The organism is Candidatus Clostridium eludens, assembly GCF_045310515.1.
Taxonomy (GTDB): domain Bacteria; phylum Bacillota; class Clostridia; order Clostridiales; family Clostridiaceae; genus Clostridium_B; species Clostridium_B eludens.
Genome location: NZ_JBJHZX010000006.1, coordinates 24,165 through 36,332 on the forward strand (window position 1 = coordinate 24,165; position 12,168 = coordinate 36,332).

11 protein-coding genes are annotated in these 12,168 nt (G+C 29.9%); 7 read left to right on the plus strand and 4 right to left on the minus strand.

Going from position 1 to position 12,168, the window contains the following annotated elements:
- The first annotated feature begins 184 nt into the window (after window positions 1-184).
- A complete protein-coding gene (locus tag ACJDU8_RS05390; RefSeq protein WP_406791134.1) occupies window positions 185-862 on the plus strand; it encodes a manganese catalase family protein in 678 nt (225 codons plus the stop codon).
- Window positions 863-1,060: 198 nt separating this feature from the next.
- The gene (locus tag ACJDU8_RS05395; protein ID WP_406791135.1) at window positions 1,061-1,522 is read left to right on the plus strand and encodes a DUF3189 family protein; all 462 of its coding nucleotides are present in this window, start codon (window positions 1,061-1,063) and stop codon (window positions 1,520-1,522) included.
- A gap of 77 nt (window positions 1,523-1,599) precedes the next feature.
- Here ACJDU8_RS05395 and ACJDU8_RS05400 read toward each other — a convergent pair whose 3' ends face one another.
- Complete coding sequence (locus ACJDU8_RS05400) at window positions 1,600-2,139, minus strand: superoxide dismutase family protein (RefSeq protein ID WP_406791136.1); 540 nt, start codon at window positions 2,137-2,139, stop codon at window positions 1,600-1,602.
- A 348-nt stretch (window positions 2,140-2,487) separates the two neighbouring features.
- On the opposite strand from ACJDU8_RS05400, the gene ACJDU8_RS05405 reads away from it, so the two are divergent.
- Entirely contained in the window at window positions 2,488-3,525 is a 1,038-nt protein-coding gene (locus ACJDU8_RS05405; RefSeq protein ID WP_406791137.1) for an alpha/beta hydrolase, read from the plus strand.
- A gap of 414 nt (window positions 3,526-3,939) precedes the next feature.
- On the opposite strand, the gene ACJDU8_RS05410 is transcribed toward ACJDU8_RS05405, so the two are convergent.
- On the minus strand, window positions 3,940-4,386 hold the full coding sequence (locus ACJDU8_RS05410) for a hypothetical protein (RefSeq protein ID WP_406791138.1): 447 nt from the start codon (window positions 4,384-4,386) through the stop codon (window positions 3,940-3,942).
- A gap of 237 nt (window positions 4,387-4,623) precedes the next feature.
- On the opposite strand from ACJDU8_RS05410, the gene hcp reads away from it, so the two are divergent.
- The gene (gene hcp / locus ACJDU8_RS05415; RefSeq protein WP_406791139.1) at window positions 4,624-6,327 is read left to right on the plus strand and encodes a hydroxylamine reductase; all 1,704 of its coding nucleotides are present in this window, start codon (window positions 4,624-4,626) and stop codon (window positions 6,325-6,327) included.
- Window positions 6,328-6,500: 173 nt separating this feature from the next.
- On the opposite strand, the gene ACJDU8_RS05420 is transcribed toward hcp, so the two are convergent.
- Window positions 6,501-7,907, minus strand: a complete 1,407-nt coding sequence (locus ACJDU8_RS05420) for a hypothetical protein (protein WP_406791140.1) — start codon at window positions 7,905-7,907, stop codon at window positions 6,501-6,503.
- Window positions 7,904-8,467 carry a sigma-70 family RNA polymerase sigma factor gene (locus tag ACJDU8_RS05425; protein ID WP_406791141.1) on the minus strand — a complete coding sequence of 188 codons (564 nt, stop codon included), beginning with the start codon at window positions 8,465-8,467 and terminating at the stop codon, window positions 7,904-7,906. The genes ACJDU8_RS05420 and ACJDU8_RS05425 overlap by 4 nt, the downstream gene beginning before the upstream one ends.
- Window positions 8,468-8,756: 289 nt before the next feature.
- Between ACJDU8_RS05425 and ACJDU8_RS05430 the strand changes: the two genes are divergently transcribed.
- From ACJDU8_RS05430 to ACJDU8_RS05440, 3 genes are all read left to right on the plus strand, one after another.
- Window positions 8,757-10,097, plus strand: coding sequence for a Na+/H+ antiporter NhaC family protein (locus ACJDU8_RS05430; RefSeq protein WP_406791142.1), 1,341 nt, complete (start codon window positions 8,757-8,759; stop codon window positions 10,095-10,097).
- 160 nt (window positions 10,098-10,257) lie between these two features.
- Window positions 10,258-11,205 (plus strand): LysR family transcriptional regulator, encoded by a 948-nt coding sequence (locus ACJDU8_RS05435; protein WP_406791143.1) that lies wholly within the window; start codon window positions 10,258-10,260, stop codon window positions 11,203-11,205.
- A 265-nt stretch (window positions 11,206-11,470) separates the two neighbouring features.
- Complete coding sequence (locus ACJDU8_RS05440; RefSeq protein WP_406791144.1) at window positions 11,471-12,049, plus strand: zinc dependent phospholipase C family protein; 579 nt, start codon at window positions 11,471-11,473, stop codon at window positions 12,047-12,049.
- Window positions 12,050-12,168: the final 119 nt, after the last annotated feature.

Genomic DNA, 12,168 nt, shown 5'->3' on the forward strand with positions numbered 1-12,168 from the left:
CTTTTCATAGATATTTACGGTGTATACTTTGTCTTTTTAGGGGGTACTTTGAGGCAAATGCATATGAAGAATAAGTTCCACTTTAGGTATTTATCTGGAATATTATTAAATTGTTTCAAATGAGTATAAATAAAAAAATTAAGTAGAGAATAGAATTATATTTAAGATTATGGAGGTGTGAAGCTTGTTTAAACACGAAAAACAGCTATTGAATAATTTACAAGTTAAAGTTGAAAGACCTAACCCACAGTATGCAGTTCTTATGCAGGAGCAACTAGGTGGTGGCAATGGTGAATTAAAGGCGGCATTACAATATTTGTCTCAGAGTTTTAGAGTAAAAGATCAAACAATAAAAGATTTGTTCCTTGATATTGGAACAGAAGAGCTCAGTCATATGGAAATAGTTGCAGAAACTATAAACTTGTTAAATGGCCATACTGTGAATCATGAATCTGTAGGAAGCGGAGAAATTCAAAGTCACGTACTTGGTGGATTAGCACCAGTTTTAATAAATTCTTCAGGAGCGCCTTGGACTGGTGATTATGTCACAGTTACGGGTGATCTTGTAGCAGATCTTCTTTCTAATATAGCTTCGGAGCAAAGAGCAAAAGTTGTTTATGAATATTTATATCGTCAGATTAATGATAAAGAAGTAAGAAATACTATAGATTTTCTTTTAAATCGTGAAGAGGCACATAATGCATTATTTAGGGAAGCATTAAATAAAGTAAAAGATACAGGATCTAATAAAGATTTTGGTGTAACCGAAGATTCAAAATTATATTTTGATTTGTCAACTCCAGGTAAGTATTTTGACAAGCCAAATCCTAAGGAACCAAGCTTTGCTAGTCCAAGAAGGTAGATAACCGTAAGGTTTAATATAAGAGCTCATGATAGAACTCTTTTTCATCCCCCAAACAAAATTTTTATTATAAAATATATAGATACCACCAATTGCTAACAAATTGGTGGTATCTATATTAAGTGATTGTAGTATGAATATATTTATTTTTTTGTAAAATAATAATTTTATAATATCACAAAAGTAGGTGAGATAACTATGATAGTTATATATCATGATGTGGGAGGTGCCCATTCCACTGCAGCAGCAGCTAATATACATATTGGAAACTTACCAATGGATAGAGTACCAAGTAAAGAGGAACTGCTTAATTTACCAACTTTCGATAAAATTGAAAAGAAAGATCTTGGCCGATTGATTTATATTGGCACAGATGAGTTTAATGCAGATGTATATACTTTAGCTAGAAAATATGCTCCTGAAATAGTAATACCTGCTATTATCGATATGCACTCTGTTCTTAATAAAAATACTGATGAACTTATTATTGTAGACACCAAGCCAACTGTTAATTTACTTATGAATATAGGTGGATATACTTCAAGAAAGCTTCATTGGGTAAGTTTTGGAAGACCCATTGTAACAAAGGGTACACAGCAAGCTTATATAAATATAGTTAACTTAGTTAAGGGGGTTAAAAACAACTTGAAAAATGGATAAGGAATAAAGAATAAGGAATAGTTTCATATGCAAGTTTTTTACATAAAGAAAATATTCCTCTTAAACATTCTTTATAATTACATTACTGCCTTAATAACACCACAGGCTAACATTTTACCGGACCCTCCAGAAGGCTGAGTTTTGTAATCGTCTGGACTCTCATGTATGATTACAGATTTTCCAATAATCTGAGCAACATTAAATTTATTTGTAAAAAAAGTCATTCTAGAATAACCATTATTAGAAAAGAGAACAGGAAAGTCTCCTGAATGATTGCCATGTGGCTGATTAGTTGGATTCCAATGTTCTCCAGCGGCTTTGAATGGTTCCGCAGGATTACCTACAGTACATGTACCATTTTGGTGTATGTGAAATCCATGAGGTCCAATTTGAGGTTTTCCAGCCATGGCAGGTCTATAAGGAGGTAAACCATTGACTTCCACAGAAACCTCAGTTCCTCCACGTACTTGAGTAAAGGTAACGGTACCTCTTATGTCAGGAGCTAAAGGTCCTCCCATTATATGAGCTACAGCTCTTCTTACACCTATATTCATGTCACCTCTATATTCACAACAATTGTAGTTTACAAAGGGGCATTTATATTCATCAAAATACATTATATCCTCCCGATTGAATACTTCAATTTATGTTATGTAAAACTTCCAAAACAGTTACAAAAATAGTAAATGCATCTTTTGAAAATTCTCTTAAATCAGGATTGCTAGCTTCCATAGCAGACCATGCATATTGATTTAGTATAGTTATGTAGACTTTTAATTAAAGCTGGTACGTTTAATTTTTGTAATTTTCTATAAAGGACTTTAAATATATATGCATTCTCCTTTAGTTTAAAGGAGAACAATGTTTTGATAGTTTTAGGTATATTAAAATATCATCAGTGAAAAATACATACATAAGTTTAACTTTTTTATTACAGGGTTTTATAATGTGTGGAGGTAAATGATATGAAACGGAAGATTAGAATAGTATTAGGTGTTGTATTTATACTTATTGTAGTGGTTTCTTTTATTATTAAAAATTTAACGGAAACTAATGATGGTAAGCTTAATGTGTATATTGCTACAAATTTAAAGTTGGATAGAATTCTTAATACTGAATTAATTAAGGGTAAATCAATAAACAAAATTAGGGGATATTTAAATAGGCAGTCAACTAAATGGTCTAATAAACCTATACCATTTTCAAATATTAAAAACGTTACTATAAAGATAAATTCTGAAAAAATACCAGTGCGTATATATACACCTGAAAGTGGCAGTAATCTTCCTATAATTATTTATTCACATGGTGGTTTCTGGATGGGAGGAAACCTTGATATTTATGATAGTATTTGTAGAAAACTTTCACAAAATACAAAAGCAATCGTAATGTCTGTAGACTATCGACTTGCTCCAGAAAATCCTTTTCCGGCTGGGCTTAATGATGTATATAGTATACTCCAGTGGACTTATAAAAATGCTGAAAGTATAAATGGAAATGGAAAACATATAGCCATGGTAGGAGACAGTGCAGGTGGAAATCTTTCTGCTGCAGTTTCCTTAATGTCACGAGATAAGAATGGTCCTCACATAGTCTGCCAGATATTAATATATCCTTCTACTAACATATATGAACTGAATAGTAAATCTTGGTCTTACTTTGCTAATGATTTTAGTGTTTCAATGGAAGACATGAAAAAATATACTTCGTTATATGTACCAAGAAAAGAAGATAGAAAAAATCCTTATGTATCTCCACTTTTAGCTAAAAACTTTAAGAAGCTGCCTGATACACTTATAATAACAGCAGAAATTGATCCTCTTCGAGATGAGGGAGAGGCTTATGGCAAGAAATTAAAAGAAGCAGGAACTCAAGTAAATGTCACTCGATATGAGGGTGTTCCCCATGGATTCATTACAATGGGTAAAATTACAAATAAAGCAGATGAAGCCTTAAATGAAACTTCATTATATCTCCAAAAAGAGTTCCAAAAATATAAATAACAATGTACTAAAGAAATAATAACATTAGTTTGGTTAAACACTAAAGCTAATGTTATTATGCTTACATCTGCTGCTTTTTTTGCGGGTTACATTTTGAAGGATATATCTAAACATACTATATATGCTAAAATATTATTAGGTATAGAATTATTATATTTAAGGAGCTTAAAATGAAAAAATTGAGATTATTAAATTTTATCCCAATAATAATGACAGTTAACTTGGTATACAAAATGTAAAATTAATCAATAAATTTTATTATAAAATATTAAAACAATGTTATGGAGGTTAGGGCAAGGTAAATGGAATATAACGCTAATGTAAAGAATCCCATCAAATTATTTTATTGTAATAAGTAAATAAAACAATTAGTATGGGATTCTTATTTTATATTTATTAGAGGTTGTGCCATTTTTATTGATTTATTGGAGGGTGTACTATTTTTTCTAGTTTATCAGAACTATGATTATTATATCTTGGTACACTAGGTGACGCTGAAATTTCTAAATTAGAGTCTGGATTAATAAATAGATTTAATATAGATATTTCTTGGCTTGGGGTTATAGTACCTGCTGTTACTAGGGCATCTAGTTCATTTTTCATATCTCGTTTTGTGGTTATTTCGTCATTATAATACATATCCAATATTGTTGTTGCTTGAGCTTTAGATATAGTTCCTGATGATACTAAAGTATCTAGTCTGGTTTCAAGACTTTCAGAATAGTAATTATATGTGTAAGTTGTATTGTAGCTATTATTACTGGAGGAAGATGCACTAACTGTTGTAGAAATTCCTATGTTTAATAATAAAGGCAGTGCAATTACTAAAGATGCAAGTACTTTATTTTTCATTTTTAACATTTATAAAACCTCCTAAATCATTATACAATATGTTCTTTAACTTTCCTTTGAAATAAATTCTAACTAATAATTGTGGGTATAATATTGAACAATTATGTGAAGTTTATGTTATTTATAAGTTTATGTAATTGTGATTTTTGTATCCTGAGATACCGAGTATTTATAATAAAAATAATATAATAAAAACATGAAAATAACAAGCAATGAATAATTAAGGGATAGTTTAGGAGGTTTGTCATGTCGAATATGTTTTGTTTTCAATGTCAAGAAGCTGCAGGTGGAAAGGGCTGTACTGCAAATGGCGTGTGTGGTAAAACTGCAGATGTAGCTAAAGCTCAAGACTTATTGGTTTACGTAACTAAGGGATTGGCAATAGTAAGTAATGAAGGAAGAAAAGTTGGGGTACTTGATGCTAATGTGGACAAGTGTATAACTGAAAATTTATTCTGTACAATTACAAATGCCAACTTTCATAGAGAAATGCTTTTAGACAGAGTGAAAGAAACTTTAAAATTAAGAGAAGAATTAAAAGCTAAAGTTTTAAGGGCTGGTGGACAGATTGGAGAATCTAAAAGCAGCAGTAGTTTTCTTAAGAAATTATTTGGAATGGCATCGAGTAAAATAGCTATTCCAGAAGCTGCAGCTTGGTCAGCTGATAATATGAATGAATTTAATGCAAAGGCTGATAAAGTGGGAGTATTGGCCACTGAAAATGAAGATATAAGAAGCTTAAGAGAACTTGTAATCTATGGTTTAAAAGGTTTATCGGCATATATGAAGCATGCTATGAACTTAGGATATAATGATGTAGAGGTTCATAAATTTATGTCCAAAGCGTTAGCTGCTACATTAAATGATTCATTATCAGCAGATGATTTAGTGGCACTTTCATTAGAAGCAGGAAAATACGGTGTGACTGCTATGGCTTTACTTGATAAAGCTAATACAGAAACTTATGGAAATCCTGAAATTACAAAGGTTAACATTGGAGTTAGAAATAATCCAGGAATACTAATATCCGGTCACGACTTAAAGGATCTTCAGATGTTATTAGAGCAGACAGAAGGAACGGGAGTAGATGTTTATACTCATAGTGAAATGCTTGCAGGACAGTATTACCCAGCTTTCAAGAAGTATGCTCACTTTGCGGGAAACTATGGAAACGCATGGTGGAAGCAGGGAGAAGAGTTTGAAAAATTCAATGGAGTAATTTTAATGACTACAAACTGTGTAATTCCTCCAAAAGGTTCATATAAGAATAGATTATTCACAACAGGGGCAACTGGTGTACCAGGCTGTAGACACATTGAAGCAGATGAATTTGGAAACAAGGATTTCTCAGAATTAATTGCTATTGCTAAAAAGTGCAAGGCTCCAACTGAAATAGAAAAGGGAGAAATTGTGGGCGGATTTGCTCATAATCAAGTATTGGCTCTTGCTGATAAGGTTGTAGATGCAGTTAAGACAGGTGCTATAAAGAGATTTTTTGTAATGGCTGGCTGTGATGGTAGAGCAAAATCCAGAAATTACTATACTGAATTTGCTGAAAAGCTGCCAAAGGATACAGTTATATTAACTGCAGGATGTGCAAAATACAAATATAACAAGTTGAACCTTGGAGATATTGGTGGAATACCAAGAGTACTTGATGCAGGACAATGTAATGATTCATATTCCCTAGTTGTCATTGCATTAAAACTTCAAGAAGTATTTGGATTGGATGATGTAAACAAGCTTCCAATATCCTATAATATAGCTTGGTATGAGCAAAAAGCTGTAATAGTGTTATTATCCTTATTATATCTTGGAGTTAAGAACATTCACTTAGGACCAACTCTTCCAGCATTCTTATCACCAAATGTAGCTAAGGTATTAGTGGATAATTTTGGAATAGCGGGAATAGGAACTGTAGATGAAGATATAAAGATGTTCTTAGGATAAGATGGAGAAATCTATGTTATTAAATTACCAAACCCTAAGGATTATGTAAAATAAGAAACTTCAAACTTTGAAAAGTAATCTTATATAGAATAGGATAATCAAAAATAGAAGCATTGACTGATTGTTAAAGTTAATGCTTCTATAGTTTTTAATAAAGATAAAAAAGCGAAAGGTTATTTAATTGTTGATGGATTCAGATCTATTTCAAAAGGACCAATTGAAGAAAAAGACACATCAATTTCGTTTAATTGTAATTTGTCACCTATTCCTTTTTCCTTTTGAAGAATATGTTTAATAATATTATTATATGATCTATGGTGATTGTTCCCATTTTCTCCTATAGTAATGCTTGTAAAGTAAATGTCCCAAGTTTGCAATTTTGAATTGCTGTCATTTATATAACTGTAAATTAGTTTTACGCTGTCATCTGATAGACGCTCAATACTAATAATTTTATATTTAATTCCCTTATACTCACCAGTTTTGTTTAAAATGCTTTTTCCTGATTTAGGAACATCTAAGTCTATCTTGAAATCATTATTTTTACCCAAGTAATCATTTTGACCATGATAAACTAATTTTGGAACAGTTAACTTTAATTGTTTACCGGTAAGTTTGCTTAAATCAAATAAAGATTCATTTCCTTGATCTAAATAATTAGTATTGGTATGTCCATATACTGCGTTATTATATTCATCAGAAATTATAATGTAGGAAGCTTGTATAGAATTGTTATTTATTAATTCTGTACTAATTGGTTCCTTAAATCCCCATTGTTTCCCTTCTTCAAAGGTTCCACAATTAACTTTATCTATTCTTTCTAATTTAAAATCTGGTAAGGTATCTGTAAAATAGTAATCTACTCTTAAAATATTTCCCTCTCTTTTTAATGAAGTTACGTTTAACGTAGTTATTCCATTAGTTGCAGTATATAATATTTTTGATTCAGGGGCTTCTTTAAAATCACAATTTTTCAGTTTAAAAGTTGCTTTAGTAAATTTTTTATCATTATCTATAATATTTAAAGTATAACTATTAGCTTTTTCTACTTTACCATAGTATTCTGCTCTGTATGAACCTATATGGTTATCTGGCATCAGAGCAAGGTTATCACTCCTATGAAGTTCATAGGAATTACCATGATCGTCTTTAATAGTGTAATAAGACCGTTTAGGTTCTTCAGGTGCAATAGTTAAAGTAACTATAATTTTACTTTTGTCCACATACATGTTAGCTAAAGTTATATTGCCTTGTTTAAGACCACCATTTTTGAGAATTTTCGGTTTATCCGAAGAAACCGTTACTTCTCCAATACCAGATATGACAGTGAGCTTTTCTATCATATTAGCTAAAACGTCTTTTTGGGATATAATTATAGGAATAGTTATCAAGAGGATAATGGCTGCTGCAATAAAATTTCTTTTAATTTTAGACTTTTTAGACTTCAATTTGCTAATAATATTTTTACAGATTTTTTTCTTTTCGATTTCATTGAGTTCCACATTGGCAAATTCATTTTCGTTTATATTAACATCATTTAAAAGCACTAAAATATCATCTTCATTTAAATTTAATTTCATTTTGATACCTCCACTTCACCTGAAATACCTAATTTTTTTATAAGTGAGTTTTTAGTACGCCATAATCTATTGTAAACAGCCCCCTTAGATAAATTAAATTTTTTGCACAGGCTGTCCATTTCTTCGTCTAAAATGTATTTTCGTATAAAAAGTTCTCTATCAAGCTCAGGCTCATATTGTAAAAGCCTTAGTAATTCCTCTTTCTTTTCCTTCAATATATACTCATTTTCAACATTAATTTTAGAGATTAACATTTGTTCTTCTATTTGCAGATTATGCTGTTTAGTTAAGTTTCTTTTATAATCTATAGCTTTATATTTACTTACAGCTAAAAGCCAATTTTTAAATGAAGATTTTTTAGGATTATATAAGTGGCTTTTATTCCATACTAAAAGATATACATCATTAATACATTCTTTTGCATTTTCATAATTATGGTTTCCGAGCACATTTATTACAATTTTAAAAACTAAATTGCAGTAGGTATTAATTATGTATTCTAAGGCCTCAGGATTTTTTTTCTTAAGTTCTAATAAAAAGTTTTCATGATTAATTTCCATTTTTAACTCCTTTCGTCTTATTCTATCACTAATTAATACGGATAATATGGTTACTATTTCACAAAATTTATGTTCACATTTTTAAGTTGTTTATTATAAAAATACATTATGGGATTGTTCTGCTAAGAAAATAAAATGAGCGGCATAGGATTACAAGTAAATGCTTGTTGAATTTACAAGTATTTACGTGTTTGGATTATTATTAAGGTACTATTATACTTAAGACATAGTATAGTGAAATTCATTTTATATAAAGTGAAACTTTAATTAATAATGGAAGGTGTTACAAATGCTAATGTATATAGGTCTTATAATTTCTTTTGTACTTCTTATATTTAGTGTTTTCAAAAGTATATTTATTGGATATACACTAACTGTTTGCTGGATTTTATTTGTGGTAATTTCATTTAAAAAAGGATACAAGCTAAATAAGATAATGAAAATGTCATATAACGGAGGAAAAAAATCTTTTATAGTCTTAAAGGTTTTTATTTTAATTGGTGCAGTAGTTGGTATATGGATGGCTTCAGGTACAATACCAGCTATAGTTTATTATTGCCTAAAGTATATAACTCCGTCTATCTTTGTACTGGGTACTTTTATAATATGTTGTATGACTTCATTTTTAATAGGTACATCTTTAGGGACGGTGAGTGTTATAGGCATACCTCTAATGATATTAGCTAGAAGTGGGAATATGAATTTGAATATAGTAACAGGTGCGATTATGGCTGGAGCTTATTTTGGAGATAGATGTTCTCCCATGTCTTCTAGCGCTGCTTTAATTGCAAACTTAACAAAAACTAATATATTTGTTAATATAAAGAATATGTTTTATTCATCCATAATTCCGTTGTTACTATCTTTAATTTTTTACTATATACTATCTGTGTCTTATCCCTTAAAAATTATAAATAATAACCTGTCAAGTGAACTTTTTAGCATATTTAATATAAAGTTAATTATGCTATTTCCTGCTGTGATAATACTAGTATTATCATTATGTAAGGTTAAAATAGAGATATCTATTTTGGTAAGTATATTATGTGCTTCTGTACTAAGCATATTTATTCAAAACCACCAACTGAAAGATATAGTATATTATATAATTTTTGGATTTAGAATTAATTATACAAGCCCGCTGCAAAACATTATAAAAGGCGGAGGAATTCTTTCCATGTTGAAAGCTTCTTTTGTAATATTTGTATCATGTTCTATAGCTGGCATATTTGAAGAAATAAAGATATTTGATAAGTTAAAAAAATTGCTTTTAAATATGAACTTGACAAGATATAAATTATTTGGGATGACAACAATAGTAAGCATAATAACAGCAGCATTTGGATGTAATCAATCAATAGCTACTGTTATGACAAATGAGATTATGAAGGATTGTTATAATAAAAATGATAAATATGAATTTGCTTTACATCTTGAGAATTCAGGAATTTTAATTGCTGCACTTATTCCCTGGAATATCGCTGCGTTAGTTCCTACAACTACTATGAATGTAAACGCCACTGGATATGTTATTTATGCATTTTATTTATATATGTTTCCTTTTATATATTTTATATATTTAAGGTATTTTAATAAAGTTACTAAATTGAAGTTGTTTACAAGAATATAACAGATATAGAACTAAAATACTTCTTTAATTGTATAAGATTAAATAAGATAGATTATTAGAATAATATTTTACTTAATCTTATATAAGTTTTTTATGCTAGAATATTGTTATAGCAACTTATTATAGTGGTGTAGATTATTTTTAATGAGAGGGGCTAAAAATGGAAACTCTTAGCTATAAATATTTTTTAGTCGCTGCTGAAGAATTGAATATTACCAGAGCAGCGCGAAGGCTTTTTATATCTCAGCAATCGTTGAGTCAGCATATTGCAAAACTTGAAAATAAGTATGGAGTGGAGTTGTTTCAACGCAGGCATCCAATGTCTTTGACTTATGCAGGAGAGCAGTTTGTTAAGAAATTGACTCATATAGTGGATTTGGAACGTCAGATAACTAGCGAAATGCAAGACATACGCGCAGATAATTGCGGGCGACTTGTCATTGGCATCTCCTATACTCGAGGACGAGCGATTCTTCCAGATATACTTCCTTTATATAATGATTGCTATCCAAGAATAGAAATTCGCTGTGCGGAGGGAACCTCAGAGGTTTTGGAGCAAAAGTTGCTCCAAGGTCAGATAGATATTATGGTTGATTCAGCACCTGTGAATACATTGGAGATTCAAACTATAGACATTATGGTGGATAAACTAGTTATTATTGTAAGTGATAAAATTTTACGTAAGTATTGCCATGATAGCTATAAATATATAATTTCTCACAGTGGCGATGATATGGATATAACACTGTTTAAGAACTGTCCTCTTCTTCTTCTTTCTAGTGAAAATCACATACGCACAATTATCGATAGCCATTTAAGGCGAAAAGGTGTGAATCCTAACGTTATTATGATGTCAGAAAATGTGGAAACCTTAATTGCTCTTGCAATGAAGGGAATTGGTTTAACATTTTGTCCTCAGATGCTTTTACCTGAACAATTAGTACCTGGCACTGAAACCCAAAGGGAGAGGTCATATATCATTACTCTTAACGACCGTTCAACTGACAGTACCATGATACTAGGTTATAAAAAGGATCGATACCTGTCAACCGCAGCAAAGAATTTTATTTCACTGATGCAGCAAAAGTTTTCAAAAGAAATGGAATGATTAAAGAAGAGAATTATTTAATAAAAGTTATGTCACATGAGATCATTATAGAGAAAAGAGTGCAGCCATAAAAATGCACATTAATGGATTTAGCTGCGGGCTGCTTAGAAAATATGATTTATGGATTATATAGTATCTCTTATTCCCCAAAATTTAGGATTAGAAGATTTAATATTTTTTAATTTAGATTTAATGTGATTTTAATCTAGTAGAGCCAAAATAAAAAGAGATGAAATATTATAACTATAAAAAGGTGGATTTTATAATGATAATAAATACTCATATACTAATTTCTAATATTATATATAATTATTGTTCAGAAAAATTGAATATTAAATTAAATAAATGGGCTTTTACATATGGCAATATAAAACCAGACTTCATAAAAGATAAATCTAAGTACTGTCATTGTATAAATGAAAGTATAAATGTGGTATCGGAATATTCTCAGCAATTGATTCATAATAAGATGTCAATTAAAAACTATTCTATTACCTTGGGTATATTATGTCATTTTATTTGTGACTATTTTTGTTTATATCATACGGAAAAGTACAAAAATAAAAATCTTTTTCAGCACTTGATATACGAAATAGCCCTTCATTTTGCTTTTATAAAGCATTTAATATGTGGGAAATTGAGAATCATTATAAATGATAATATTCCTAAAAAAGATATAGTATCTATAATAAATGATGTTTACAAAAAGTATGATAAAGAAAATAAATTCTTTACAAATGATATAAATTATGCAATTTCCGCAGGAATAATGGCTGTAGAATTAATAGTAAGTTGTGATAGCTTTAAGTATAATTCCGAGAAAAACAGTAGGAAGATATCTTGATTATGTTAGATAAGTGACGAAACTCACACTTTTTAAAGCTGTAATATCATATTAATATAAGATATAATTAACGTGAATTCGAGAATTTAATAGAATTCACGTTATTATGGTTTTAAAGG

Bases quoted from the DNA above. Each gene is read 5' to 3' on its own strand.
- ACJDU8_RS05395 (WP_406791135.1), top strand. From the start codon at position 1,061: ATGATAGTTATATATCATGATGTGGGAGGTGCCCATTCCACTGCAGCA.
- ACJDU8_RS05400 (WP_406791136.1), bottom strand. From the start codon at position 2,139: ATGTATTTTGATGAATATAAATGCCCCTTTGTAAACTACAATTGTTGT.
- ACJDU8_RS05405 (WP_406791137.1), top strand. From the start codon at position 2,488: ATGAAACGGAAGATTAGAATAGTATTAGGTGTTGTATTTATACTTATT.
- ACJDU8_RS05410 (WP_406791138.1), bottom strand. From the start codon at position 4,386: ATGTTAAAAATGAAAAATAAAGTACTTGCATCTTTAGTAATTGCACTG.
- hcp (WP_406791139.1), top strand. From the start codon at position 4,624: ATGTCGAATATGTTTTGTTTTCAATGTCAAGAAGCTGCAGGTGGAAAG.
- ACJDU8_RS05420 (WP_406791140.1), bottom strand. From the start codon at position 7,907: ATGAAATTAAATTTAAATGAAGATGATATTTTAGTGCTTTTAAATGAT.
- ACJDU8_RS05425 (WP_406791141.1), bottom strand. From the start codon at position 8,467: ATGGAAATTAATCATGAAAACTTTTTATTAGAACTTAAGAAAAAAAAT.
- ACJDU8_RS05430 (WP_406791142.1), top strand. From the start codon at position 8,757: ATGCTAATGTATATAGGTCTTATAATTTCTTTTGTACTTCTTATATTT.
- ACJDU8_RS05435 (WP_406791143.1), top strand. From the start codon at position 10,258: ATGGAAACTCTTAGCTATAAATATTTTTTAGTCGCTGCTGAAGAATTG.
- ACJDU8_RS05440 (WP_406791144.1), top strand. From the start codon at position 11,471: ATGATAATAAATACTCATATACTAATTTCTAATATTATATATAATTAT.